We start from the raw sequence: 26664 nt of genomic DNA, 5'->3' as shown, positions 1-26664 counted from the left end.
GACGGTCCCTAAGCCCGTTCCTGCCCCACTGCCGTTCCCCCCGAAACCCGCACGCCCGTCCAGCGTTCGACCGCGCCCAGCAGGTCCAGGGGCGAGATCGGCTTGCCGATGTGGTCGTTCATGCCGGCGCGGGCGGCGGCCTCGACGTGTTCGGGCAGGACGTCGGCGCTGAGGGCGACGATGGGGGTGTCGCGGTTGGCGCTGTCCTGGGCGCGGACGGCGCGGGCGGCGGCGAAGCCGTCTACCTCGGGCATCTGCAGGTCCATCAGGATCAGGTCGAAGCGCTCGCAGGCGGTCAGGTTCAGCGCCTCGGCGGCGCTGGCGGCCTCGGACACCTCGTGACCGACGGCCTGCAGCATGGCGCGCACCAGCTCGCGGTTCACCGCCACGTCGTCCACCACCAGGACCTGGGCGCAGGCGGCCGGGGCGGCGCGCTCGGCCTTGGCGTCCGTTGGCGCTCGCGCGGCCTCGTCGGCGGGGATCTCGAAGGCGAAGATCGAGCCGCCGTCCGGCGCGGGCGTCATGGCGATCGACCCGCCCATCAGCTCGACCAGGCCCTTGCAGATCGACAGGCCCAGGCCCGTGCCGCCGTAGCGGCGGCTGATCGAGCCGTCGGCCTGGAAGAAGCGCTGGAACAGGCCCTCGCGCTTGTCCTCGGGCACGCCGCAGCCGGTGTCGCGCACCGACACGCTCAGCACGCCGTCCGCATGGCGCACGGCCACGCGGACCTCGCCGGCCTCGGTGAACTTGATGGCGTTGCTGACCAGGTTGACGATCACCTGGCGCAGCCGGTTGGCGTCGGCCTCCAGCGCCGCCGGGACGTCCGGGGCCAGATTCAGCGACAGGGTCAGGCCCTTGGCGGCGGCCTGGTCGGCGAACAGGGCCATCACGTCGTCCAGGAACGGCGACAGGGCGAAGGGCTGGGGCGACAGGGCCACGTGGCCCGATTCCAGCTTGGAGAATTCCAGAATGTCGTTGACCACGGTCAGCAGGGTCATGCCCGCGGTCTTGACCCGCCGCACATAGAGGCCGGCGTCGGGCGGCAGGTCCTGCAGGTCGGCCAGCAGGCCGGAAAAGCCGTTGATCGCCGTCAGCGGCGTGCGGATCTCGTGGCTCATATTGGCCAGGAACTCGGCCTTGGCGTCGGCGGCGGCCTCGGCGCGCAGCTTGGCGTCCAGCAGGGCGGCCTCGCGGGCGCGGGCCTCGGTCACGTCCATCAGGGCGCCGAACAGGATGGCGGGCCGGCCGTCGGCGTCGGGCTCGACCGAGGCGTGGCAGACCACGTCGCGCACCGAGCCGTCGGGCCGGGTCAGGCGGCTCTCGAACTCGAACGGCTTGCCCGTCGCCGCGGCCGTCTTCAGCCCGGCCGCCCAGCGCGGGCGGTCGGAGACGTCGAAGTGGTTGAGCTGGGTTTCCAGGTCCGGCACGCCGGCGGCGGGATCGCGGCCGTGTATGCGGAACACCTCCTCGGACCAGATGGTCGCGCCGCTGGCCACGTCGACGCGCCAGTGGCCGACCCCGGCCAGGCCCTCGGCCATCAGGGCGATGCGGTGGGCCTCGCGGATGGTGCGGGCGTCGGCCTCGGCGCGATCCTGGGCGTCGGCCACCTCGCGGCGGGCGCGGGTCAGGTCGATCTGCAGCGAGCGGAAGACGCGGAACACAAGATAGGTGGTGGCCAGCACGGTGGCGATCCGCCAGGGCTGGTCGAGGCGGATCAGGCGGGCGCTGGCCCCCAGCTGGACCACGACCATCGAGATCAGCATCGGCGTCAGATTGGTCAGCAGCCGTCGGGGCCGGGCGTAGTCGCGCACCAGGATCTCGAACATGACCACGCCGTAGAGGGTCACCCCGAAGGTCTGGGCCGCGCCGATCTGGAAGAAGGTCAGGTAGAAGCCGGCCAGGGCGTAGCCGGCGCTCTGCATCCAGGCGAAGAGGTCGGTTGCGCGGCCAGTAGTCTTCGCCTCGCCGACGGCCAGGGCGGCCATGGTCGCCATCCAGAAGAACGGCGCGGGATCGCTGGAATAGGGCAGGGTGGCGCAGAAGACGACAGCCGAGAACACCAGCCGCGCGCCCATGCCGCCGACGCCCTGGCCCGAGACCCGCAGCACGTCGCCGACGGCGGCGAGTCTGCGCCGCCAGTCTGCCGGCGCGCCTTCCTCCGTCGAAATCGCTGCGGCCATTGAACGCACCCCGAACTCGGTCAACCGCTCATTTACTCTTCCAGGGCTGAACGAAAGGTTGAGCTTGGATCGGCGAACGACGGTCGCCGCGATTTCCCCGCTTCGGGGCAGGCCTTCGGGCGCGACCGCCGCGAAAATGTTCACTCCGGCGATATCGTCCCGGCGGGGTTCCGGGGCCCGCGCGCCTCGTATCCGGTCAGAGCCCCGAAAATCGCCCGCCTCCGCCCGAGGGCCTCCGATCCAAGGCCAAGCTTTGGGGTTTGCCGGCCGAAACCCGGGGCCTGAGAACGTTTCTCAACAAGGGCGGCTGCGTTGACACCCCCATCGCCGCGCTTAAAAGCATCCCGCAACGCACAAATCCAAAGGGTTGGACACAACCATGACCGAGACCAGCGGGGGCCTCCCCCAGCGCCCTCTGTCGCCGCACCTGCAAGTCTGGCGCTGGCACATCACCATGGCCTGCTCGATCCTGCACCGCGCGACCGTCATCTCGCTCTATGTCGGCGTCCTGATCCTGGCCGGCTGGGCCCTGTCCCTGGCGGCCGGTCCCGACGCCTACGCCTGTTACACGGGCCTCTTGGGCTCGCTGCTGGGCAAGCTGGTCCTGTTCGGCCTGACCGTCGCGGTCCTGTACAACATCGCCTACACCGTCCGTCAGACCTTCTGGGACGCGGGCAAGGGCTTCACCCCCAAGATCGCCGACATGACGGGCGTGGGCGCGATCGCCTTCGCCGTGGTCGGCGCGATCGTGGTCTGGGTGATCGCCGCTCAAACCGGAGCGCTCTGATCATGGCTGGTCCTTCTTCCGCCAACCGCTTCCGCACGCCGATGTCCCGGGCCCGGGGCCTGGGCGCCTCGCACCACGGCGTCGGCCACTTCGTCACCGAGCGCGTGTCGGGCATCGCCCTGGCCCCGCTGAGCCTGTGGGGCGTGTTCGCCGGCCTGCGCCTGGCCAGCCTCGGCTTCGAGGGCGCGTCGGAGTGGGTGTCGATCCCGCACAACACCGTCCTGCTGTGCCTGCTGATCGTGGTGGCCCTGATCCACCTGAAGGGCGCCGTGCAGGTGGTGATCGAGGACTACATCCCCGACTTCACGCTCAAGACCGTGCTGGTCCTCGCCAATCTTTTCGTCTGCGTCCTCGGCGGCGCTCTTGGGGTCGTGGCGATCCTCAAGGTCGCTTTCTCCGGAGCCTTCTGATGTCGGCCTACAAGTTCATTGATCACCGCTTCGACGTCGTCGTCGTCGGCGCCGGCGGCTCGGGTCTGCGCGCCGCTCTGGGCTGCGCCCAGGCCGGGCTGAAGACCGCCTGCGTGACCAAGGTGTTCCCCACCCGCAGCCACACGGTCGCCGCCCAGGGCGGGATCTCGGCCTCGCTGGGCAACATGGGCCAGGACGACTGGCGCTGGCACATGTTCGACACCGTCAAGGGTTCGGACTGGCTGGGCGACCAGGACGCCATCGAATATCTGACCCGCAACGCCCCGGCGGCGGTCTACGAGCTGGAACACTGGGGCGTGCCGTTCTCGCGCACCGTGGACGGCAAGATCTACCAGCGCGCCTTCGGCGGCATGACCAAGAACTTCGGCGAAGGCCCGATCCAGCGCACCTGCGCGGCGGCCGACCGCACCGGTCACGCCATGCTGCACACGATGTACGGCCAGTCCCTGGCCCACGACACCGAGTTCTTCATCGAGTACTTCGCGCTCGACCTGATCATGGAAGACGGCGTCTGCCGGGGCGTCACCGCCTGGAAGCTGGACGACGGCACCCTGCACCGGTTCCAGGCCCAGATGGTCATCCTGGCCACCGGCGGCTACGGCCGCGCCTACTTCTCGGCCACCTCGGCCCACACCTGCACGGGCGACGGCAACGCCATGGCCCTGCGCGCCGGCCTGCCGCTGCAGGACATGGAATTCGTGCAGTTCCACCCCACCGGCATCTACGGCGCCGGCTGCCTGATCACCGAGGGCGCGCGCGGCGAAGGCGGCTACCTGACCAATTCGGAAGGCGAGCGCTTCATGGAGCGCTACGCGCCGTCGGTGAAGGACCTTGCCCCGCGCGACATGGTCAGCCGGGCCATGACCATCGAGATCCGCGAAGGCCGCGGCGTGGGTCCCAACAAGGACCACATCTTCCTGCACCTGGACCACCTGGACCCGAAGATCCTGCACGAGCGCCTGCCCGGCATCTCCGAGACCGCCAAGGTCTTCGCCGGCGTCGACGTGACCAAGGCCCCGATCCCCGTCCTGCCGACCGTCCACTACAACATGGGCGGCATCCCGACGAACTATCACGGCGAGGTCGTCACCAAGTCGGGCGACAATCCCGACCAGGTGATCCCCGGCCTGATGGCCGTGGGCGAGGCCGCCTGCGTCTCGGTTCACGGCGCCAATCGCCTGGGCTCCAACAGCCTGATCGACCTGGTGGTGTTCGGCCGCGCGGCGGCCCTGCGCTGCGCCGAGATCCTCAAGCCCGGCGCCACCCAGCCCGAGCTGAAGGACAGCATGACCGACGGCCACGTGGCCCGCTTCGACCGCTTCCGCAACGCCAACGGCAACCAGCCGACCGCAGCCCTGCGCCTCGAAATGCAGAAGGCCATGCAGGAGGACGCCGCCGTCTTCCGCACCGGCGAGAGCCTGGAAAGCGGCGTCGCGCGCCTGCAGACGGTCTGGGACAAGGCCAAGGACATCAAGGTCAGCGACCGGGGTCTGGTGTGGAACACCGACCTGATGGAGACCCTGGAGTTCGACAACCTGATCGGCCAGGCGGTCGTGACGGTGGCCGGCGCGGTCAACCGCACCGAAAGCCGCGGCGCCCACGCCCGCGAGGACTTCTCCTCGCGCGACGACACCAACTGGATGAAGCACACCCTGGCCTGGCTCGACCAGTCGACCGGCAAGGTGAACATCGATTTCCGGCCGGTGCACAGCTACACGATGTCCAAGGACATCGACTACATCCCGCCGAAGCAACGCGTGTACTGAGGGTACGATCGATGGTTCAGTTCACCCTCCCCAAGAATTCCACCGTCCAGAACGGCAAGCACTGGCCCGCCCCGGCCGGCGCCAAGAACACGCGGTCGTTCAAGGTCTATCGCTACGATCCGGAAGACGGCCGCAATCCGCGCTGGGACACCTACGAGGTGGATCTGGACGCCTGCGGCCCGATGGTCCTGGACGCCCTGCTCTATATCAAGAACGTCATCGACCCGACCCTGGCCTTCCGCCGCTCGTGCCGTGAAGGCGTCTGCGGGTCGTGCGCCATGAACATCGGCGGCCGCAACACCCTGGCCTGCACCCACGGCCATGCCGACACGCCCGGCAAGGCCGTGCAGATCAGCCCGCTGCCCAGCCAGCCGGTGGTCAAGGACCTGATCCCGGACCTGACGCTGTTCTACGCCCAGTACGCCTCGATCGAGCCCTGGCTGCACACCGACACGCCCGAGCCGCGCACCGAGTGGAAGCAGTCGCCGGAAGACCGCTCGAAGCTCGACGGCCTCTACGAGTGCATCCTCTGCGCCTGCTGCTCGACCTCGTGCCCCAGCTACTGGTGGAACGGCGACAAGTATCTGGGCCCGGCGACCCTGCTGCACGCCTATCGTTGGCTGATCGACAGCCGCGACGAAGCCACGGGCGATCGCCTCGACAACCTCGAGGACCCGTTCAAGCTCTATCGCTGCCACACGATCATGAACTGCGCCCAGGTCTGCCCAAAGGGTCTGAACCCGGCCAAGGCGATCGCCGAGATCAAGAAGATGCTGGTCGAGCGCGTGGTCTAACCACGCGCCGTTCCAGGCTTTTGGCCGGGCGCTGGTTCGCCTGTCGTGCGCCTGAGAGCAAATGGACTTGGGACGTGGCGGATGTCGCCGCGTCTTGACCGCCAGCGATCGTCGTCGATCTTCCAGAAGCGCGCCCGGCGCGTTTCGTTTGACCCGGCGCGCTGGAATCCCGATGGAGAAACCGGGCGGGCGCTTTCGGCGCTTGCAAAAAGGTGACGCCGCCGTCATTTTTTTGACCAAAGGGAGAGCGCGACTTGAACGCACCGGTATCGGCCGATCTGAACGCGCGCGTCGTCATCGTCGGCGCGGGCCATGCCGGCGGCTCGGCGGCGGCTTTTCTTCGTCAGTATGGCCATGTCGGCAAGATCGTCCTGATCGGCGACGAGCCCCTGCTGCCCTATCAACGCCCGCCGCTCTCCAAGGCCTGGCTCAAGGGCGAGGCCGACGCCGAGAGCCTGCAGCTGAAACCCAGCGACTGGTACGAGGAGGCCGGGGTGTTCCTACGCCTGGGCGGCACGGTCGTGTCGATCAATCGCGGCGCTCGGTTCGTGACCTTGGCCTCGGGCGAGGAGATCCCCTACGACCACCTGATCCTGGCCACCGGCGCTCGCGCCCGGGCCCTGCCGATCCCCGGGGCGGACCTCTCCGGGGTCCTGGCCCTGCGCACGGCGGCCGACGCCGAGGCCCTGAAGGCCGCGCTCGGTCCCGGCAAGAAGCTCGCGGTGGTCGGCGGCGGCTATGTGGGTCTGGAGGCGGCGGCCTCGACCATCGCCCTGGGCGGCCACGCCACCATCATCGAGCGCGAGAGCCGCGTCCTGGCCCGGGTGGCCTGCGAGACCCTGTCGACCTTCTTCCAGGACTATCACGGCGCGCGCGGCGTGACCTTCGTGCTCAACGCCGGGGTCGAGGGCTTCGAGGGCGAGAACGGTCATGTCACCGGCGTGAAGCTGGTCGACGGCTCGGTGATCGCCTGCGACGCGGCCCTGGTCGGGGTCGGCGCCCATCCCAATGTCGAGCTGGCCCAGGACGCCGGACTGGAGTGCGCCGGCGGCATCGTCGTGGACCTGGAGGCCCGCACCAGCGACCCGCACGTCTTCGCCATCGGCGACGTCACCCACCGGCCGCTGCCGCTCTATGACCGCCAGTTCCGCCTGGAGAGCGTGCCCAACGCCCTGGAACAAGCCAAGCAGGCCGCCGCCGCCATCGCCGGCAAGGCCATGCCGCCGCACGAGATCCCGTGGTTCTGGTCCGACCAGTACGACCTGAAGCTGCAGATCGCCGGCCTGCCGTTCGACGCCGACCGCCAGGTGGTGCGCGGCGATGTGGCGGCCGCCAGGTTCGCCGTCTTCCACCTGAAGGGCGACCTGGTCCAGGCGGTCGAGGCGGTCAACGCCCCGCCCGAGTTCATGGCCGGCAAGCAGCTGATCGCCAAGCGCACGCCCGTCAGCGTCGAAAAGCTGGCGGATCCGACGATTTCCATGAAAGAAGTAGCGGCGTAAAACGCCTGTTCAAAAGCGACGCTAAAAACGCCTCAGGGGACCCATGGCCAAGATCACCTACATCGAGCACGACGGCGCCAGTCACGTCATCGACGTCAAGCCGGGCCTGACGGTCATGGAAGGCGCGGTGAAGAACAACGTGCCGGGCATCGACGCCGACTGCGGCGGCGCCTGCGCCTGCGCCACCTGCCACGTCTATGTGGACGACGCCTGGCTCGACAAGACCGGCGACAAGTCGGCCATGGAAGAGTCGATGCTGGACTTCGCCGAGAACGTCGAGCCGAACTCGCGCCTATCGTGCCAGATCAAGGTCAGCGACGCCCTGGACGGGCTGGTGGTGCGTTTGCCGGAGAGCCAGCACTAGGGTTTGATTTCTGGGGCGGTGGCGCACCCACTTGCCCCCACCTGACCGCTTCGCGGTCTGTCCGCCTCCGTAGGGGGCGGAGGACGCGCGCTCTTTAAGTCCTCTTCCCCCTACGGGGGAAGGAGGGCCGAAGGCCCGAAGGGGGCAAGTGTTAGCCGCGCTAGGCTAACCCTAAAACCCGAACTCCGGCTGCGCCGCGCCAGGCTGCTGCGTCTCCGGCAGATGGCAGGTGAACGTCGAGCCGGAACCCGGCTCGCTCTCCAGCGCCACCCAGCCGCCGTGCAGCTCGACCAGCGCCTTGACCAGGGCCAGGCCCAGGCCTGGACCGCCGCGATCCCGCCCGACGAACCGGTCGAAGATGTGGGCCTGGACGTGGAAGGGCACGCCTCGGCCGGTGTCCGACACGTCCAGCCGCACCTCGCCCAGGGCCCGGCGCGCCGACAGGGTGACCACCCCGTCCGGCGGGGTCTGGCGCAGTGCGTTCTCGATCAGGTGGTCCAGGATCTGCGACAGGCGCTTGTGGTCGCCCCGGATCAGGCCGACGTCCTTGTCGCATTCGACCGACAGGGTGACGCCCCCCAATTGCGCCGCCTTCAGCGAGCGCTCCTGGGCGTCGGCCAGCAGGCCCGCCACGCGGATGTCCTCGATCTCCAGCGCCATCTCGCCGGCGTCGATCTGGGCCATGTCCAGCACGTCGTCGATCGAGCGGGCCAGCTGGGTGGCGGCCGAGCGGACCGAGGCCACGTGGCCCCGGCTGCGTTCGGAGAGGCCGTCGGCGCGCTCCAAGAGCTCCGAATACCCGATGATCGTCGTCAGCGGGGTGCGCAGCTCGTAGGAGACGTTGCCCACGAAGTCGCGCTTGAGCCGCTCGGCCTCGGCCAGGGCGGCGGAGCGGTCGTCCAGGGCGTTCTGCAGGGCGCGGGTGTCGGTGACGTCGGCGAAGGCGATCAGGGTCGCGCCGTCCGGCAGGGGGCGGCTCTGATAGACGATGATCCGGTTGTCCGAGGTGCGGGTCTCGCCCGAGGTCGGGGCGCGCATCTGCGGATCGGGATCGGCCACCCGGCCCTTCAGCTCGCGCCAGAACGAAAGGTCGTGCAGGCGCGGCACGCAAAGCTCGACCACGCCCTCGAAGTCGACCGCCGCCTCCAGGGCCTGGGCCGAGACGTTCCAGAAGGTCTCGAAGGCTTCGTTGTGCAGCCGCAGGCGACCGTCCGAGCCGAACACGGCCACGGCGTCGTTCAGCTTGTCCAGCGTGGCCTGCTGCACCTGGATCAGGGCGTTGTACTGGGCCTTGAGTTTCAGTTCGCCGGTGATGTCGGAATAGAGCAGCAGCATGCCGCCCAGCGGGTGAGGCTGGCGCACGACGCGCAGGGTGCGGCCGTCGGGCAGGTCCCACAACTCGTCGGGCTGGGGTCCCAGGTCCTCGTAGCGGGCCAGTTCGGCGGCCTTCCACTTGGCGTAGTCGACCGTCTCGGGCAGGCGGCGGCGCTGGCGCAGGCGGTCCAGCACCTCGCCGTGGGTGGGGCGGTCGGCCAGCCAGGCCGGCTCCAGGCCCCACAGGTCGGCGAAGGCGGTGTTGTGGAAGGCCAGGCGGCGGCTCTGGCTGAAGATGGCCACGGCGTCGGCGATGTGGTTCAGCGTCTCGTCGTGGGCCTCGACGTGCTTCTTCAGCGCGTCGCGCATGTCCTCGACCTCGGTGACGTCGCTGCTGAACACCCCCACCCCGCCGCCGTCCAGCGGCTGGGCCGAGAAGCGCAGGGCGCGGCGGCGACCGTCGATGGGCACCAGGCGGACGGCTTCGCGCAGGGATCCGGCCTTGGCGGCCTCGATGGCCAGGGCGTCGGCGGCGCGGTCGATGGACTTGTTCTCGCGCGCGGCGTCCTGGGCGGACTCGACCCCGACGGCCCGCAGATAGGCCGCGTTGCCCCAGACCGGCGCGCCGTCGGCGCCGGCGATCCAGGCGGGCTCGATCAGGCCGTCCATGAAGGCGGCGAAGCGGCCGGCGTCGGGCAGGCCGGTCTCGTCGGCGGCCGCCGCGGCCAGGCGCAGCCAGGCGCGGGTCCCGGCCGCCCGGCCCTCGACCATCACCCCGCCGAGGGGGCCGCGCGCCTCGAAGGCGCAGACCGTCCCGCGCTCGAACAGGGCGCCCAGCTTGTGGGCGTAGTCCGGATCGGCCTTGACCAGGGCCGCGACCACGGCCTGGGCGTCGGCCGGGACGTCGAGGATGCGGGCGCATTCGACCAGGGCGTCCTCGCCCGAGACCAGGTGCACGCCCGCGTCGTGGATGGCGACCACCGCGCTGTCGAAGGCCTCGGCCGCGCCCTGGCTGTCCATCAGCCGATATTCCAGCGCCTCGGCGCGGGCCTTCAGGTGGGCGGCATGGCTCTCGAACCGCCGTCGCTGAGCCATCGCCCACAGGGTGGCGCAGAGGGCGAGGCAGACCGCGCCGGCCGTCGCGGCCAGGATCAAGTCGGACGAGGTCATCAGGCTGGGGGTTCGCCTCTAGGGGGAATTTCGAATCAGATTCCCAGATTAGGCCGCGCATGGCCAGAGGGCGATGAGCGCTGCCGTCGCGGGGCTGCCGGACTGGCTTATCACGGCGATCGGCCTATGTACGAAGCATGACCTGGACCGACCGCCTCGCCCCGTCGCTCGACGACTTCGCCGCCCTGGCGCGCCAGGCGCTGGAGGGTCTGCCGGGTCCCCGGGCCGCCGGGATCGCCCTGCGGGTCGAGGACTTCGCGCCCGACGCCTTGCTGGACGCCCTGGGCGTGGCCGACGCCTTCGGCCTGACGGCCCATTTCGACCGTGGAACCCTGACCGTCTATCGCCGGGCCCTTCTCGACGAATGGTGCGAGCGCGGCGACGTCGCCCTGGACGCCCTGGTCGCCGGGGTGCTGGCCGAGGAACTGGGCGGGACCGCGCCGACCGTCCCGTTCGCGGCCGCCGGCAGCGCCTGGGCCGGCGTCCGTTCGCCGTCCCTGGAGGATTTCGTCGAAGTCGGCGGCCGGGCTTTCGCCAACCTGCCGCCGGCGATCAAGGCCGCCGTGGGCGACGTCCGCATCCGGGTGGACGAGTTCGCCGACGACGAGGTGCTGGACGCCCTGGGTATCGAGGACGCCTTCGAGCTGACCGGGGTCTACGAGGGCGTCGACCTGACCCGCCGCAGCGTGTTCGACGTGACCCCGGGGCCGTCCAGCATCCGGCTGTTCCGCCGCCCGATCCTGGACGAGTGGTCCGAGGGCGACGTCGGCTTCGAGACCCTGGTCGAGCACGTGTTCGTGCACGAGGTGGCCCACCACTTCGGCTTCAGCGACGAAGGCATAGACGCGGTCGAGCGCTCCTAAGGCGCGGCGAGGGATTTTCCCAGGATTTCTAGGGTGTTCGCCGGATGGCCCGGGACCGGGCCTCGTCGATGATGCGGCCATGGACTGGCAAGCTTTCGATACCTGGCTGACGCGTACGAACCTCTTCTGGGTCGCGCTGATGCTGTTCGGCGCGATGCTCCTGGCGGCCATCGTCGGCATGGCCCTGCACCGGGCCGTCGGCGACAGCGGACCCAAGGGCGAGGACGACGGCGGCCAGGGCTACATCGTCTCGGCGGTGCTGGGCCTGCTGGCCCTGCTGATGGGTTTCACCTTCTCCCTGGCCATCGACCGCTTCGACGCCCGCCGCGTGCTGGTGCTGGAAGAGGCCAACGCCATCGGCACGGCCTATCTGCGCGCCCAGCTGCTGACCGAGCCGCATCGGGCGCGGATGAGCGGCCTGCTGGTCCGCTATGCCGACAATCGTGTCGTCCTGGCCAAGGCCCTTCCGGGCAGTCCGGAGCAGAACGGCTACCTTGCGACCAACGACGCCCTGATCACCGACATCTGGGCCGCCACCAGCGCCTCGTTCGACAGTATCAAGGGCCTGGATTTTTCCAGCACCTATCTCGACTCGATCAACGCCCTGATCGACCTGGACGCCTCGCGCAAGACCGCCCGCGCCGCCCGGGTGCCGACCGAGGTGTTCGGGGTGCTGTTCGTCTATCTGATCACCACGGCCGGGGTGCTGGGCTATGTGCTGAAGGGCGCGCGGGGGCGCATGGCCGCCCTGCATCTCTTGGCCCTCCTGACCCTGTCGCTGATCCTGATCGTCGACATCAATCGGCCCGTCCTGGGCGGCGTCACCGAGAGCCAGCGGCCGATGGAGGAGCTGGTGCGATCGCTGAAGAGCCAGTCGCCGGGCGTCTACGACAAGTTCAAAAGCCCAGCGACATAACCACGGCGACCTGGTCTTCCTTGCGGCGCGCGCCCGGGGCCTTGCGCAGCTGAGAGCCCCATTCCAGCTGCAGGGCGAACAGGCGGCCGATGGTGTAGTGGGCGTTCATGCCCACGCTGGCCAGCTCGGCCTCGTCGATCAGGTCCGGATAGGCCTTGGGCTGGTTCAGCTTGGCGTAGTCGACGAAGAGGCCCAACTGCAGCCGGTCGTCCATGTCGCTCCTGGAGCCGAACGCGCGCGAGGGGCTGAACGGTGGGGCGCGCAGTTCCTGGCTGAGGATCACCCCGTTCGAGCCCAGGGCGATGTTGGTGTCGTAGCCGCGCACGCTGCCCAGGCCGCCCGCGCCCAGCTGCTCGCTGTAGGGCAGGTTGCCGCTGGCGATCTGGGCCACGCCCCGCGCGATCCACCGCGCGCCCTTGGGCAGGAGGGTGGTGCGGGTGACGCTGAGGCGGTCATAGGCGTAGGACGAGCGGCCGCCCGGGACCAGCGAGCCGATCTCGACGTCGCCGTTGTGGGGCGCGAGATCCCCGGGCGACAGGATCGCGGCGTTCTCGATGTCGGTCTGGCCGGCGCGGTCGGGGGCGGTCAGGGAATAGACGACCGGGAACTGGACCAGAGACACCTCGCTGTCCAGCAGGCGAAAGCCCAGGAATTCCAGGGTGTTGTCCACGGTCTTGTAGTCGACGCCCAGCTGCAGCACCTGCTTTACCGAACCCGCCCCCACCACCGGATGGGCCCAGCGGGCGCTGAGCTGGCCCGAATGACCCTTGCTGGCGAAGATCGGGGCGATCTCGGGCTTCTGGGTGGCGTAGGCCCCGAAGAGCAGCAGCCGGTCGCCGCCCTTCAGGGGCGCCACCTCGCTGAACGAGTGGGAGGTGTAGCGGCCCGAAAAACTGCGGGTGTACTGGTACGAGAAGGTGCCGCCCCGCCCCAGCACGTTGCCCCAGTTGAATCCGACGTTCCATTCGTCGCGCCCCAGGGTGCGGACACCCTGGTTGTCGTAGCCGGCATAGACCCGGAAGGGGCGGCGGTCGCGGGCGGTCAGCACCAGGTCGCTCTGGCCGGGACGGCTCCCGGGCCGCATCACCGCGTCGACGCTGAGGAAGGCGTTCTGGTTGTAGCCGTCCAGGGCCGAGCGCATCAGCGGCAGGGTCAGGATCTCGCCGCCCTCGATCCCGCCCAGCCGCCGGATGGTCTCGGACGAGAAGTAGCGGTTGCCCTGGATGGCGACCTCGCCCACCCGGAACTCGGCGACCACGATCTGGACGACGCCGTTCTGGATGTTCTGGGGTGGGGCGACCACGTCCATGAACGGCCGCCCGGCGGCGCGGTAGGCGGCGCGGACGGATGCGGCCAGGCGGTCGAGGTCGGCGCGGGTCAGGGGATGTCCCAGATAGGCGCGGGCCACGCCGGCGAATTCCGGGGTCGACAGCAGGGGCAGGCCCGGCGCGGCCAGACCACCGGGCGGAGGCGCGACGCCGCCGGGTTGCAGGGCCTCCGGGCTGGCGACGAAGACCAGTCCCTCCAGGCGCGGGACCAGCACGGTCTGGTCCTGGCTCAGCGGCGGCGGCGCGGGGGGCGGGGCGACCGCGGGAGGCGGGGCCGGCTGGGGCGGGGCGGGGATCACCCGGTCGAAGTTCTGGGCGCGGGCGGCCAGGGGCGCCAGGGCGACGGCCAGGACCAGGCCGATGGCCGTGGGGGGGATAGCGTTCAAGGTTGCACCGCACCGATGTCGGCGGCGGCGGAGCGGACCACGAACCTCAGGCTCCAATGCGTCTGGCGGTCGCCCATCAGCAGTACGTCCTCGGTGGAATTGGCGATGGGCGCGCCGCCGACGAACAGCAGCTCGTCTGGCGCGGCCGTGGGCATGGCGATCCGGAAGCGCGCGGGCAGGTCGCCCAGGCCGTTGGTGCGGCCGAGATACAGGCCGCCGGACACCGGATAGGGCACGTAGAAGCGGGGATTGCCGAGGGCGCGCGCCAGGTCGAACAGCTGGCGGCAGGCTTCGGACGGCGCGGTCAGGCACGTCTCCGGATCGGGCGGCGTCGGGGCGGGCGCCGGCTCGCCGATCCGCCCGGGACCTGAGGCGGATGTCGGCAACTCGTAGTTCGTCAGCAGGGTCCCGTCGGAAGCGACGTAGTCGCCCGCGCCCAGGATCGCCGTGACCGTGCGGAAGCCCGGCTCGGGGGAGTCGTAGGTCCCGACGGTCTGGGTGACGGTCGCGCCCTGTCCGCCGACAAAGCCCGTCAGCCGGTAGTTGCCGGAGGTCAGGGTCGCCTCGGCGTTGCCGTCGTATGCCTTGCTAGGACCGCCGATGATCGTCGCCGTCAGCGGCGCACGGTCGATCACGCCCGCGCCCTGGGCTTGGATCGGCAGGACGTAGTTGGAGAGCAGGGTCGCGCCCGTGGCGGCGAAGTCGCCCGCCGACAGGGTGGTGGAAACCGTGCGCGCCCCGGCGTTGGCCGAGTCGTAGGTCCCGGCCGTCTGGCCCACGACGGCCCCTTCGCCGGCCACGAAGCCGGTCAGGACATAGCTGCCCGAGGTCAGGGTCGCGGCGGTGGTGGCGTCGTAGGTCTTGGAGACGCCGGTCAGCGACGCCGTCAGGGCCCTGGGGTCGATCCGGCCCTGGCCCGTGGCGGTGGTCGGCAGGACGTAGTTGGTCAGCAGGGTGCCGGCGTCGGCGGTGAAGTCGCTGGTCCCCAGGCTGGCCGTCACGGTGCGGACGCCCGCATCCTTGGCGTCGTAGAGGCCGGCGGTCTGGGTGACGGCGGCGCCTTCCCCGGCGACGAAGCCGGTCAGGGCGTAGTCGCCCGACCCCAGGGTCGCGGCCGTCGTGCCGTCATAGGTCTTGGTCGGACCGCCCACCAACGAAGCGGTCAGGGTGGCCCGGTCGATGGTCCCGGCCCCGCTGGCGGTGACCGGCAACACATAGTTGGAGAGGTTCGTGCCGCCGTTCGCCGTGAAGTCGCCGGCGCCGAGCGTGGCGGTCACCGTGCGGCTCCCGGCGTTGGCGGAATCGTAGAGTCCGGCGGTCTGGCCCACGTCGGCGCCCTGTCCAGCGACGAAGCCGGTCAGCAGGAAATTGGCGCCGGTCAGGGTGGCGGCGGTGGTGGCGTCATAGATCCTGGTCGGATCGCCCACGATGCCGGCGGTCAGCACCGCCCGGTCGATATGGCCCAGACCCGTGGCGGTGGTCGGCAGGACGTAGTTGGAAAGGGTCGTGCCGCTGTCGGCGGCGAAGTCGCCGGTGTCCAGCGACGCGGTCACCGTGCGCGCGCCCGCGTCGGCCGAGCCATAGACGCCGACCGTCCGGGTGACGGTCGCGCCCTGGCCGCCGACGAAGCCGGTCAGGCCGTAATTGGCCGAGGTCAGGGTCGCGACGGTGGTGGCGTCATAGGTCTTGGTCGGGTCGCCGAGGATCAGGACCGTCAGGGTCTTGGGATCGATATGGCCGGTTCCCGTGGCGGTGACGGGCAGGACGTAGTTGGACAGCAGGGTCCCGCCGTCGGCCGTGAAGTCGCCGGCGCCGAGCGTCGCGGTCACGGTCCGCAGGCCCGCGTCGGCCGAGCCATAGACCCCGGCGGCCTGGGACACCGACGCGCCCTCGCCCGCCACGAAGCCGGCCAGGCTGTAGTTGGCGCCGGTCAGGGCGGCCGCCGTGGTGGCGTCGTAGGTCTTGGTGGGATCGCCGACGATCAGGGCCGTCAGCGCCCTGGGATCGATGCGCCCGGCCCCGCTGGCGGTGACCGGTAGGACGTAGTTCGAAAGGTTCGTGCCGCCGTCGGCGATGAAATCGCCGCCGCCCAGGCTGGCCGTGACCGTGCGCGTTCCGGCGTTGGCGGAGTCGTAGAGGCCGGCGGCCTGGCCGACGCTGGCGCCCTGTCCGGCGACGAAGCCGGTCAGCTGATAGTTGGCCGAGGTCAGGGTCGCGGTGGTGGTCGCGTCATAGGTCTTGGTCGGCGTGCCCACGATGAGGGCGGTCAGCAGGGCGCGGTCGATATGGCCCGTGCCCACGGCCGTGGTCGGCAGGACGTAGTTCGACAGCAGGGTGCCGCTGTCGGCGGTGAAATCGCCGGCTCCCAGGGTGGCGGTGACGGTGCGCAGGCCCGCGTCGGCCGAGCCGTAGACGCCGTCCGTCCGCGTGACGGTCGCGCCCTGTCCGGCGACGAAGCCGGTCAGCTGGTAGTTGGCCGAGACCAGGGCGGCGGCCGTGGTGGCGTCGTAGACCTTGGTGGGGTCGCCGACCAGGAGCACCAGCAGGGCCTTGGGGTCGATCGTCCCCGTGCCGGTCGCCAGGGTGGGCAGGACGTAGTTGGACAGCTGGGTCGAACCGGTGGCCGTGAAGTCGCCGGCGCCCAGGGCGGCGGTCACGCCGCGCGTGCCGGCATTGGCCGAGTCGTAGGTCCCGATCGTCTCGGTGACGACCGCGCCGTCGCCGCCCACCCAGCCGGTGATCTGGTAGTTGGCCGTGGTCAGGACCGCGCCGGTGGTGGCGTCGTAGGTCTTGGTCACGCCGATCAGGTTGGCGATCAGGGCGGCGGCGTCGATGCGGCCCAGGCCCGCGGCCGTGGTCGGCAGGACGTAGTTGGCAAGGTTGGTGCCGGCGTCGGCGGCGAAGTCTCCGGCTGAGAGGGTGCTTGTCACCGCGCGCAGTCCGACATCGGCCTGGGCGTAGGCGCCGGTGGCCTGGGTCACGCCGGCGCCCTGTCCGGCGACGAAGCCGGTCAGGATGTAGTTGCCGCCGCCCAGGGATGCGACGGTGGTCCCGTCATAGGTCTTGGCCACGCCCGTCAGCACGGCGGTCAGGGTCTTGGGATCGATGTGGCCCAGGCCCATGGCGGTGGTCGGCAGCACGTAGTTGGACAGCAGGGTCGCGCCGGTGGCGGTGAAGTCGCCGGCCGCCAGGTTCGCCGTCACCAGCCGCGCGCCGGCGTCCGCCGAGGCGTAGGTCCCGCCGGTCTGGCCGACGCTCGCGCCCTCGCCGGAGACGAAGCCGGTGAGCTGATAGTTGGCGCCGGTCAGGACGGCGGCGGTGGTGGCGTCATAGGTCTTGGTGGGGTCGCCCACGATCAGGGCCGTCAGGGTCGCGCGCTGGATCAGGCCCGTGCCGGTCGCCGTGGTCGGCAGCACGTAGTTGGCAAGGTTGGTGGATCCCGTGGCGACGAAATCGCCGCCGTCCAGGGTGGCGGTGACCGTGCGCGGCCCGGCGTTGGGCGAGCCGTAGATCCCGGCCGTCTCGGTGACGCTCGCCCCCTCGCCCAGCACGAAGCCGGTCAGGGTGTAGTTGGTCGCGCCCAGAACCGCGGCCGTCGTGCCGTCATAGACCTTGGTCACGCCGGAGAGGCCGGCCGTCAGGGTCGCTCGGTCGATATGGCCCGCGCCCGAGGCGGTGACGGGCAGGACGTAGTTGGACAGCAGGGTCCCGCCGCTGGCGGTGAAGTCGCTCGCCCCCAGGCTGGCGGTCACGGTGCGCGCCCCGGCGTCTGCGCTGTCGTAGGTCCCGGCCGTCTCGGTGACGCTGGCCCCCTCGCCCGAGACGAAGCCGGCCAGCAGGTAGTCGGCCGCGTCCAGGGTGGCGGTGGTCGCGCCGTCATAGGTCTTGGTGGGGTCGCCCACGATGGTGACGGTCAGGCCCCGGGGCGTGATGTGGCCGACGCCGGTGGCGGTGGTCGGCAGGATGTAGTTGGAGAGGGTCGTGCCGGCATTGGCCGTGAAGTTGGGGCTGCCTAGCTGGGCGGTGACGGTGCGCAGGCCGGCGTTGGCGTTGTCATAGGTTCCGCTGGTCTGGGTGACGAGCGCGCCCTGGCCGGAGACGAAGCCGGTCAGCAGGTAGTTGCTGAGCACGGCCGAGGTGTTTCCGTCATAGGTCTTGGTCGGGTCGCTGAGGATGACCGCCGTCAGCTGCGCCTTGCGGATCAGGCCGCCACCGGTGGCGGTGGCGGGCAGGACGTAGTTGGAGAGCAGGGTCCCGCCGTCGGCGGTGAAGTCGGCGGCGTCCAGGTTGGCGGTGACTAGCCGGATGCCGGCGTCGGCCGAGCCGTAGTGGCCGGCGGTCTCGGTGACGCTCGCGCCCTGGCCCGCGACGAAGCCGGACAGGCTGTAGTTGCCGGCGGTCAGGGCGATGTCGGTGGTGGCGTCGTAGGTCTTGGTCGGCAGGCCGATGATGGTCGCGGTCAGGGCCTTGGGGTCGATGGTCCCGCCGCCGACGGCGGCCACGGGCAGGACGTAGTTGGCGAGGGTCGTGCCGCCGTTGGCCGTGAAGTCGCCGGCGCCCAGGCTGGCGGTGACGGTGCGCGATCCGGCATTGGGCGAGTCGTAGGTCCCGGCGGTCTCGGTGACGCTCGCGCCCTGTCCGGCGACGAAGCCGGTCAGCTGGTAATTGGCCCCGCTCAGCACGGCGGCGGTGGTGGCGTCGTAGGTCTTGGTCGGATTGCCGATGATGGTCGCGGTCAGGGTCTTGGGCGTGATGTGGCCCGTGCCCGTGGCGGTGGTCGGCAGGACGTAGTTGGTCAGCAGGGTCCCGCCGTTGGCGGTGAAGTCGCCCGCGCCCAGGCCGGCGGTGACGGTGCGCGCGCCCGCGTCGGCCGAGCCGTAGAGGCCGGCGGTCTGGGTGACGGTCGCGCCCTGGCCGACCACGAAGCCGCTCAGGCTGTAGTTGCCCGAGGCCAGGGTCGCGGCGGTGGTGGCGTCATAGACCTTGGTGGGATCGCCGACGATGGTGGCGGTCAGGGCCTTGGGATCGATGGCCCCGGCCCCGCTGGCGGTCAGCGGCAGGACGTAGTTGGACAGGGTCGTGCCGCCGTTGGCCGTGAAGTCGCCGCCGGTCAGGATGGCGGTGACCGTCCGGGCCCCGGCGTCGGCGAAGTCGTAGGCTCCGGCGGTCTGGGTGACGCTGGCGCCCTGTCCGGCCACGAAGCCCGTCAGCTGATAGTTGGCCCCGGTCAGGACCGCGCCGGTGGTGGCGTCGTAGGTCTTGGTTGGATTGCCGATGATGGTCGCCGTCAGGGTCTTGGGGGTGATGTGCCCGGTCCCCGTGGCGGTAGTGGGCAGGACGTAGTTGGTCAGCAGCGTGCCGCCGTTGGCCGTGAAGTCGCCCGCGCCCAGGGTGGCGGTCACCGCCCGCAGGCCGGCGTCGGCCGAGCCATAGACGCCGGTCGTCCGGGTGACGGTGGCCCCCTGTCCAGCGACGAAGCCGTTCAGCTGGTAGTCGGTCGCGGTCAGGGTCGCGGCGGTGGCGGCGTCGTAGATCTTGGTGGGGTCGCCGACGATCAGGGCGGTCAGGGTCTTGGGATCGATGGTCGCCGAGATCCCCGTCGGCTGGGTCAGGACGTAGTTGCCGGCGTCCGCCCCCGTCAGGGCGTAGCCGTTGGCGTTGACCAGATAGGTCCCGGCGTTGGCCGAGGGGAAGCTGGCCGAGGAGCCCGTGCTGTCGACGTCCAGGTCGTCGCTGCCCAGGATCCCCAAAACCGTCGTGCCGGTGTTGTTCAGGGTGAGTGTCGTGGTGGCGTCGTAGGTCTTGGTATTGGCCAGCATGCCGGTGAGGCTGACCGTGGCCGGGGTGATCTCGCCGATGGGGGCGTTGGTCAGGGTCGGGCCGATGGAATAGTTGCCCTGGTCGGTCCCGCCGAGAGCCAGGCCCGTCAGGCTGACATTGATCCCCGTGCCGACGTTCTTGCTGGCGTAGTTCCCCGTCAGGCTCGAGGTGTCGACGATCACGTCGTCGCCGACGACCACGCCCGACAGGGTGTAGGCCGAGGACGCGGTCGGCAGGGTGGTTCCGGCCGTATAGACCCGTGTCACCTTGATCAGGCTGAGCAGGGCCTGGGTGATGTCGGCGGTCAGGTAGCCGGGCTGGGTCAGGACGTAGTTGCCGGCGTCCGCGCCGCTCAGGGCGTAACCGGTGGTCGTCACCGTCTTGCCGATCCCGACATTGGGGTCGCCGAAGGTCCCGGTGGTGGCGTTGACCAGCTGCAGGTCGTCCGAGCCCAGGCGGCCGACCAGGGACGTTCCGGTGTTGTCGAGCGTCGCGGCGACCGTGCCGTCATAGACCTTGTCGTTGGCGACCGCCCCGGCCACCGAGGCCTGGGCGGGGGTGATGTGGCCGGTCCCCGAGGCGGTGACAGGCAGGGTGTAGTTGGTCAGCAGAGCGCCGCCGCCGGTGGCGAAGTCGCCGCTGGTCAGGGTGGCGGTCACCGTGCGGGTCCCGACGTTCTTGCTGTCGTAGACGCCCGCCGTCTCGGTGATCGTCAGGGTCTCGCCGGCCACCACCCCGACCAGGTCGTAGTCGGTCGAAGTGAGGGTGGCGTTGGTGGTGGTGTCGTAGACCCGGGTGGGATCGCCGACGATGCTGACGGTCAGGACCTTGGGGGTGATGATCCCGATGGGCTGGGCCGTGACGGTCGGGGAGATCGTGTAGTTGCCGGCGCTGGCGCCCGACAGCGACAGGCCGCTGAGGGTGACATTGATCCCGCCGGTCACCACCCCGCCGCTCAGGCTCCCCGCCACGTTCTTGGTGGCGTAGCCGCCGGACAGGCCCGAGGTGTTGGCCGTGACCGTGTCGCCGGAATAGACGCCGCTGAACTGGTAGGCCGAGGCGGCCGTGGGCAGGGTCAGCAGGCCGTCGTATGTCTTGGTCACGGCCAGCAGGCTGATCGGGGCGGGGGTGATGGTCGCCGTCAGGCCCTGAGGCTGGACCACGACATAGTTGCCCGCGTCGCCCCCCGTGACGGCGTAGCCGCCGGCGATCACGGGCTTGTTGACCCCGGCGTTGGCGTCCGGGGCGGTGAGGGCGGCGTTGTAGAAGAGGCCGCTGCTGGCGCCCGTCTGCAGGGTCACGTCGTCGGAGCCCAGCACGCCCGACAGGCCCGCGCCGGTGTTGTTCAGGATCGCCGTGGCCGTCTGGTCGTAGACCTTGTCGTTGGCCAGCACCCCGATCACCTGCAGCGAGGCCGGGGTGATGATCCCGATGGGGGCGTTGGTGGTGGTGGCCGCGATCGTGTAGTTGCCCGCGTCCGCCCCGTTCAGGGCCACGCCCGCCAGGGTCACGCCGATGCCGCTCCCGACGTTCTTGTCGGCGTAGCCGCCCGTGATGCCGCCGGCGTTCACCCCCACCGAGTCGCCGCCGACCACGCCCGCCAGGCCGTAGGCGCTGCCCACGGTCGGTACGCCCAGCCCCGCGTCATAGACCTTGGTCACCGAGGCCAGGGCCAGGGTCGCCTGGAAGATGTCGGCGACCAGCCCCGTGGGCTGGACCACGACATAGTTGCCCGCGTCGGCGCCGCCCAGGGCGTAGCCGGTGGCGGTGACGACGATGTTGGTCCCGACGTTCTTGCTGGCGAAGGTCCCGCTCGCGCCGCCCGAGACGACGCTGACCACGTCGGCCCCCAGCACGCCCGACAGAGTCGCCGCCCCGCTGTTCAGGACCGCGCTGGTATTGCCGTCATAGACCTTGTCCTGGGCGGTGACGTTGATCACCTGCACGCTGGCCGGGGTGATGGTCCCCGCCCCGGTGGCGGTGGTCGGCAGGGCGTAGTTGGCCAGGTTCGTGCCGCCGTTGGCGGTGAACTGGCCCGAGGCCAGGGTGGTGGTGACGGTCCGCGCCCCGACATTGTCGCTGTCGTAGGTCCCGGCGGTCTGGGTGACGCTGGCGCCCTGGCCCGCCACGAAACCGGTCAGGCTGTAGTTGGCGCTCGTCAGGTGGGCGGCGGTGGTGTCGTCATAGACCTTGGTCGGATTGCCCACGATGGTGGCCGCCAGCACCGCCTGGTTGATCGTCCCCGCCCCCGTGATCGTGGTGGGTAGGGTGTAGTTGGCCAGGCTGGTGCCTGCGTTGACCGTGAAGTCCGAGACCACCAGGTCGGCCAGCACCGTGCGCGATCCGGCGTCGGCCAGGTCGTAGCGGGCGTTGGAGGCCTGGGTGATCGACCCGCCCTCGCCGGCGACGAAGCCGGTCAGGCTGTAGTTGGCCGTGGTCAGCAGGGCCTGGGTCGAGCCGTTGTAGGTCTTGGTCGGATTGCCGATGATCGCGCCGGTCAGCAGGGCCGGGGTAATGTCGGCGGTCAGGCCCGAGGGCTGGGCCAGGCTGTAGTTTCCCGCGTCGGCGCCGCCCACCGTCAGGCCGCTGACCGCCACCGGCAGGTTGTTTCCCACGTTGGACTGGCTGAACAGCCCGCCCGCGCCGGCCGTGCTCAGGCTGACCGTGTCGGCGCCCAGCACCCCCTGCAGCGTGGCCGCTCCGAGGTTCAGGGTGGCGGTGCGGGTCGCGTCATAGGCCTTGTCCAGCGCCACGACGTTGGCCACCGTCAGCGGGGCGGGGGTGATGTTGGCGACGAGGCCGGTGGGCTGGAACAGCTGGTAGTTGGCCAGGTCCGCGCCGCCCAGGGTGAAGCCGGTGACGGTCACCGCTATGCCGGTCCCGACATTGCGGGTGGCGAAGGTCCCGGTCGCCCCGCCCGCGCCCAGGGTGACGTCGTCGCCGCTGATCACCCCGAACAGGGCGGCGGTCCCGGTGTTCAGGGTGGCCAGGGTGGTGGTGTCGTAGACCTTGTTCTGGGCCTGGGCGTTGAGGATCGTCAGGGGCGCGGGGGTGATGGTTCCGGGACCGACCGCCTGGGTGGGCAGGATGTAGTTCGAGCGCAGCCCGCCGTTGGCGAAGGTCACGCTGGTGGAGACCAGGGGGGCGGTGATCGTCCGGGCGCCGACCAGCTTGCTGTCGTAGTCGGCCACGACCGTGGGCTCGATGGCGGCGGTCTCCGAGCCGACCAGGCCGGTGAACTGGTAGTTCGAGGCCGACAGGAACGCCGTGGTCGACCCGTTGTAGATGTGGGTGGGATTGCCGACGATGGCCACGGTCAGCGGGGCCTTGAGGATCGTGCCGATCCCGGTGGCCTCGGTGGGCAGGTTGTAGTTGTCCAGATTGGTGTTGGGACCGGCGACATAGTCGCTGGGCGTCAGGGTCACGAAGACCGAGCGCTGGCCGGTGTCCTTGCCGCCATAGGTCCCAACCGTCTGGGTGATCGTGGCGCTCTCGCCCGGGATGAAGCCGTCGATCGTGTAGTCCGCCGGGCTCAGCGTCGCGATGGTGTTGCCGTCGTAGGTCTTGGTCGGGTTGCCCGTAATGCCCACGAACAGGAAGCCGGGGCCGGGATCCAGGCGGGTGATGGTGCCGTAGCCCGTCACCGGCGAGGGGATGTAGTAGTTGGACATCAGCGTCCCGGCGGCGGGATTGAAGTCGCCGGCGGTCAGGGTGGCCGAGACGGTCCACACCCCGGCGTTGGACGAGGCGTACTGGCCGTGGGTCTGGGTGACGGTGGCGCTCTCGCCGGCGACGAAGCCCGAGACCTCGTAGTTCGACGCCCCGAGGCTGGCGTTGGCGTTGCCGTCATAGGCCTTGGTGGGGTTGCCGATGATGCCGATGTCGAGCGGCGCGGGCAGGATGAAGCCCGAGGCGGTCACGGTGGCGGGCAGCTGGTAGTTCGACAGCAGCGTGCCGGACTGGGCCACGAAGTCCGAGGACGAGACGGTGGCGGTCAGGCTCCGCGCCCCTGCGTCCTTGGAGTCGTAGACGATGCCCGACGACTGCAGGGCGGTGATCCCCTCGCCGGCGACCAGGCCCGTGATGGTCACGTCGCCCGCCCCCAGCCGGGCCGCGGTCGTGCCGTCGTAGATCTTGATGGGCGGCCCGATGACGTTCAGCGTCAGCGGCCTGGGGGTGATGTCCCCGGCCAGGCTGGCCGATCCCGACACCGTGTAGTTGCCGCTGTCGGCGCCGCCCAGGGTCACCGGGCCGGCGACGACCGGGATGTTCTGGCCGACATTCTTGGAGGTGAAGTCGAAGCCGACCGGATTGAGCGAAACGATGTCGCCCGCGACCAGGCCGGTGAACGTCGCCCCGGTGGCGTCGATCGTGGCGGTGGTGGTTCCGTCATAGACCTTGTCGGACACCACCAGCCCGCTGACGGTTATGGTGGCCTTGGTGATGTCGGCCAGCAGGCCGGTCGGCTGGCCGACCACATAGTTGCCGGCGCTGGTTCCGTTCAGGGCGAAACCGCTGACGCTGACCGTCAGGTCGGTTCCCACCGCCTTGCCGGGGAAGAGGCCCGTCGCGGCCGAGGCGTTGAGGGTGACGTTGTCGCTTCCGATCACCCCGAACAGGCCCGCGCCCGAGATGTTCAGGGTGGCGACGGCGTTGCCGTCATAGACCTTGTCCTGGGCCGTCAGGCCCGTGATCGTCAGGGTGGCCGGATTGATCAGCCCCGCCCCCGTCGCCGTGGTCGGCAGGACGTAGTTGTTCAGGTCGACGCCGCTTCCGGCGACGAAGTCCGGCCGGGTCAGGCTGACGGTCACCGTCCGCGCCCCGGCGTTGGCCGAGTCGTAGGCCGCCCCGGCCGCCCCGCCCAGGGTGATCGTCTCGCCCGCCGCCACGCCCGCGATCTGGTAGTTGGCCGAGGTCAGGGTCGCGCTGGTGGTGGCGTTGTAGGTCTTGGTCGGCGCGCCCACCACCGATACGGTCAGCGGCGCGGCGGTGATCTGGCCTGTGGCCGAGGTCGGCGTCGGATCGGCGATCGCGTAACCGTAGACCGGCACGCCGCCCTGGGTGATCTGGAGGTTGCTGGTCGTCACCGTCAGGCCGGTCCCGACGTTCTTGCTGGAATAGACCCCGTCCAGCGTCCAGTCGTCGCCGGCGATCAGGCCCGTGACCGTGGTGTTGCCGGCGTTCAGCGTGGCGGTGGTCGTGCCGTCATAGGTCTTGACCACGGCGCCCAGGACGATGCTGGCCGAGGGCGCGGCGCGGTACAGCACGCCGTTGCCCGCCGCCGCCGGGGCGCCGCTGGTCAGGATGTCGTACTGGAAGAAGTCCGGCGTCAGCCCGCCCAGGGTGGTCGAGGCCGGATCGTCGGTGAGGACATACCATAGGCCGGTTGCGCTGATCGCTCCCGCCCCGCCCTGGTTCACGAAGCCGTTCGACGACGTGCCCACGTCGCCGGCCGTCGCGGTCAGCGAACCGCCGGACGTGATCGTCAGGGTTCTGACGAGGGTCGTGGTGGCGGGCACGACCACGTTCGTGCCGGTCACCGAGGCGGCGATGGTGGCGTCGCGGCCGGCCTCCAGCGTCACGAAGCCGTTGCCGCTGATCTGGGCGTTGACCGCCAGGTCGCGATAGGCGCTGAGGGTCAGGTCGCCGCCGCCGGTCCAGACGATGGGCGCCTGGACGGTCAGGTCGCCCGAGCCGCCCGTGCCGCTGGCGGTCTCCTGGGTGACACCCGCGCCGGTGTTGAGGGTGGAGACGATGGTCGAGGCCGCGGCGTCGTCGATGATCAGGTCGCTGGGATCCAGCAGCCACTTGCCGCCGGCGCCCGGCAGGATGCTGGCGGCGCCGACATCGATGCTCAGGCCCGAGGTCTCGATGCGCCCGCCGCCCGCCGGGCCGCCGGCCAGCAGCGCGGCGCCGTCGGCGATGGTGACGCTTTGGGCCATGCCGTCCTTGTCGCGATAGGCGGAGACCCCGACCAGAACCTCGCCCCCGGCCGTGCCGGTCGCCGAGACCCGCGCCGTGGCGGTCAGGGTCACGTCCCGGCCGTTGACCACGACCTGGCCGCCCTCGCCCGACGCCGCCGTGGCCGACAGGGCGCCGCCGACCGTGACCGAGCCCTCCGGCGCGCTCAGCCACAGCTGGCCCTCGATCCGTGTCGTGCCGGTGGCCTGGACCAGGCCCTCGCGATTGCCGGCCAGGGCGTAGACATTGCCGTGCGCGGCCTGCAGCGACACCGCCGCGGCCTGGATGCGCCCTTCCTGGGTCAGGTCGCCGCCGCCGCTCGCCGTGGCCACGTAGAGGCCCCGGTCGCCCTGGTCCGTCGTGGCCAGCAGCACCGCGTCGGCCGCGACCAGGCTGGCCCGGCCCTGGGCCGCCTCGATGCCGCCCCGGTTGGTCACGGCGGCGGCGATCATCACCACGTCGCCGCCGGTCGAGACGATCCGGCCTTCGTTGACGATCACGCCCGACGAGGTCCCGGAGAAGGCCAGGGCGCCGCCGGCCATGAAGCCGTCCAGGCTGGTCTCGCGGGTGGAGGCCACGAAGTTTCCGCCCGCCAGCACCTTGCCGCCGGCCCCGACGATCACCCCGCTCCGGTTCATCAGATAGACCGAGCCCGTGGCGCTCAGCATGCCGTCGATCCGCGAGATCTGCCCGCCCTGGACCCGGTTCAGCGTCGCGCCCTGGCCGTTGAGGATGTTCACCTGGCCGGCCGAGCCGATGGAGAAGCTGTTCCAGTCGATCACCCCGCGCGCGCTGGACTGGGTGATGGTCAGGACGTCGGGCGAGGGCGCGCCGATCTGGCCCTCGCCGCGCACGAAGGCGCCGCCGGTCGGCAGGACCGTCTGGGCCAGGGCGTGGCCGGCGCCGGCGGCGACCGACAGGCCCAGCAGGGCGGAGATCAGCGGCCGACGGGTAGGGCGCGTAGCCCGCGCCAGCATCGAACCGGACAGGAAGGCCAAGCGAAGATCTGGACTCATCGCGCACCGCCACGGACCCAAACGTTCCCCCCTTGCCGGCGAGGATGTCCGAGGGCGCCGAGCGGGGCC

At 70.5% G+C, this 26664-nt stretch carries 12 protein-coding genes; 8 read left to right on the top strand and 4 right to left on the bottom strand.

Features of this window, described 5'->3' with window-relative positions; all coding sequences use genetic code 11:
• Positions 1-8: 8 nt before the first annotated feature.
• Positions 9-2180 (bottom strand): hybrid sensor histidine kinase/response regulator, encoded by a 2172-nt coding sequence (locus AC07OA_RS04785; RefSeq protein WP_494662612.1) that lies wholly within the window; start codon positions 2178-2180, stop codon positions 9-11.
• A 379-nt stretch (positions 2181-2559) separates the two neighbouring features.
• On the opposite strand from AC07OA_RS04785, the gene sdhC reads away from it, so the two are divergent.
• The 6 genes from sdhC (at position 2560) to AC07OA_RS04755 (ending at position 7821) form a co-directional block, all read left to right on the top strand.
• The gene (gene sdhC, locus AC07OA_RS04780) at positions 2560-2967 is read left to right on the top strand and encodes a succinate dehydrogenase, cytochrome b556 subunit (protein ID WP_494662611.1); all 408 of its coding nucleotides are present in this window, start codon (positions 2560-2562) and stop codon (positions 2965-2967) included.
• A gap of 2 nt (positions 2968-2969) precedes the next feature.
• Complete coding sequence (gene sdhD / locus AC07OA_RS04775) at positions 2970-3377, top strand: succinate dehydrogenase, hydrophobic membrane anchor protein (protein WP_494662610.1); 408 nt, start codon at positions 2970-2972, stop codon at positions 3375-3377.
• The gene (gene sdhA / locus AC07OA_RS04770) at positions 3377-5164 is read left to right on the top strand and encodes a succinate dehydrogenase flavoprotein subunit (RefSeq protein WP_494662609.1); all 1788 of its coding nucleotides are present in this window, start codon (positions 3377-3379) and stop codon (positions 5162-5164) included. Before sdhD ends, sdhA begins: the two co-directional genes overlap by 1 nt.
• 11 nt (positions 5165-5175) lie before the next feature.
• Positions 5176-5958 carry a succinate dehydrogenase iron-sulfur subunit gene (locus tag AC07OA_RS04765; RefSeq protein ID WP_494662608.1) on the top strand — a complete coding sequence of 261 codons (783 nt, stop codon included), beginning with the start codon at positions 5176-5178 and terminating at the stop codon, positions 5956-5958.
• A gap of 278 nt (positions 5959-6236) precedes the next feature.
• Positions 6237-7457: an NAD(P)/FAD-dependent oxidoreductase gene (locus AC07OA_RS04760; protein WP_494662922.1), complete on the top strand. Its 1221-nt coding sequence runs from the start codon at positions 6237-6239 to the stop codon at positions 7455-7457.
• Between the two features lie 43 nt (positions 7458-7500).
• On the top strand, positions 7501-7821 hold the full coding sequence (locus AC07OA_RS04755; RefSeq protein WP_494662607.1) for a 2Fe-2S iron-sulfur cluster-binding protein: 321 nt from the start codon (positions 7501-7503) through the stop codon (positions 7819-7821).
• Between the two features lie 171 nt (positions 7822-7992).
• Here the strand turns inward: AC07OA_RS04755 and divL are convergent, their stop codons facing one another.
• The gene (gene divL / locus AC07OA_RS04750; protein WP_494662606.1) at positions 7993-10305 is read right to left on the bottom strand and encodes a cell cycle protein kinase DivL; all 2313 of its coding nucleotides are present in this window, start codon (positions 10303-10305) and stop codon (positions 7993-7995) included.
• A 137-nt stretch (positions 10306-10442) separates the two neighbouring features.
• Between divL and AC07OA_RS04745 the strand changes: the two genes are divergently transcribed.
• Both AC07OA_RS04745 and AC07OA_RS04740 read left to right on the top strand, forming a co-directional pair.
• Positions 10443-11168, top strand: coding sequence for a metallopeptidase family protein (locus AC07OA_RS04745; protein WP_494662605.1), 726 nt, complete (start codon positions 10443-10445; stop codon positions 11166-11168).
• Between the two features lie 79 nt (positions 11169-11247).
• A complete protein-coding gene (locus tag AC07OA_RS04740) occupies positions 11248-12084 on the top strand; it encodes a bestrophin-like domain (RefSeq protein WP_494662604.1) in 837 nt (278 codons plus the stop codon).
• On the opposite strand, the gene AC07OA_RS04735 is transcribed toward AC07OA_RS04740, so the two are convergent.
• On the bottom strand, positions 12065-13798 hold the full coding sequence (locus tag AC07OA_RS04735) for a ShlB/FhaC/HecB family hemolysin secretion/activation protein (RefSeq protein ID WP_494662603.1): 1734 nt from the start codon (positions 13796-13798) through the stop codon (positions 12065-12067). The two genes, AC07OA_RS04740 and AC07OA_RS04735, sit on opposite strands and share 20 nt — an antisense overlap.
• Positions 13795-26595 carry a YDG domain-containing protein gene (locus tag AC07OA_RS04730; RefSeq protein WP_494662602.1) on the bottom strand — a complete coding sequence of 4267 codons (12801 nt, stop codon included), beginning with the start codon at positions 26593-26595 and terminating at the stop codon, positions 13795-13797. Before AC07OA_RS04730 ends, AC07OA_RS04735 begins: the two co-directional genes overlap by 4 nt.
• Between the last annotated feature and the right edge of the window lie 69 nt (positions 26596-26664).

It is taken from the genome of Caulobacter sp. GW821-FHT09B08 (genome assembly GCF_059418225.1).
Note: the sequence above shows the minus strand (reverse complement) of the source record. Positions and strands in the feature narration are given on the sequence as shown.

What these genes read in the sequence shown, in the direction of transcription:
- AC07OA_RS04755 (WP_494662607.1), top strand. Translation starts at nt 7,501, where the DNA reads ATGGCCAAGATCACCTACATCGAGCACGACGGCGCCAGTCACGTCATC.
- sdhC (WP_494662611.1), top strand. Translation starts at nt 2,560, where the DNA reads ATGACCGAGACCAGCGGGGGCCTCCCCCAGCGCCCTCTGTCGCCGCAC.
- sdhA (WP_494662609.1), top strand. Translation starts at nt 3,377, where the DNA reads ATGTCGGCCTACAAGTTCATTGATCACCGCTTCGACGTCGTCGTCGTC.
- AC07OA_RS04740 (WP_494662604.1), top strand. Translation starts at nt 11,248, where the DNA reads ATGGACTGGCAAGCTTTCGATACCTGGCTGACGCGTACGAACCTCTTC.
- sdhD (WP_494662610.1), top strand. Translation starts at nt 2,970, where the DNA reads ATGGCTGGTCCTTCTTCCGCCAACCGCTTCCGCACGCCGATGTCCCGG.
- AC07OA_RS04765 (WP_494662608.1), top strand. Translation starts at nt 5,176, where the DNA reads ATGGTTCAGTTCACCCTCCCCAAGAATTCCACCGTCCAGAACGGCAAG.
- AC07OA_RS04730 (WP_494662602.1), bottom strand. Translation starts at nt 26,595, where the DNA reads ATGAGTCCAGATCTTCGCTTGGCCTTCCTGTCCGGTTCGATGCTGGCG.
- AC07OA_RS04785 (WP_494662612.1), bottom strand. Translation starts at nt 2,180, where the DNA reads ATGGCCGCAGCGATTTCGACGGAGGAAGGCGCGCCGGCAGACTGGCGG.
- divL (WP_494662606.1), bottom strand. Translation starts at nt 10,305, where the DNA reads ATGACCTCGTCCGACTTGATCCTGGCCGCGACGGCCGGCGCGGTCTGC.
- AC07OA_RS04745 (WP_494662605.1), top strand. Translation starts at nt 10,443, where the DNA reads ATGACCTGGACCGACCGCCTCGCCCCGTCGCTCGACGACTTCGCCGCC.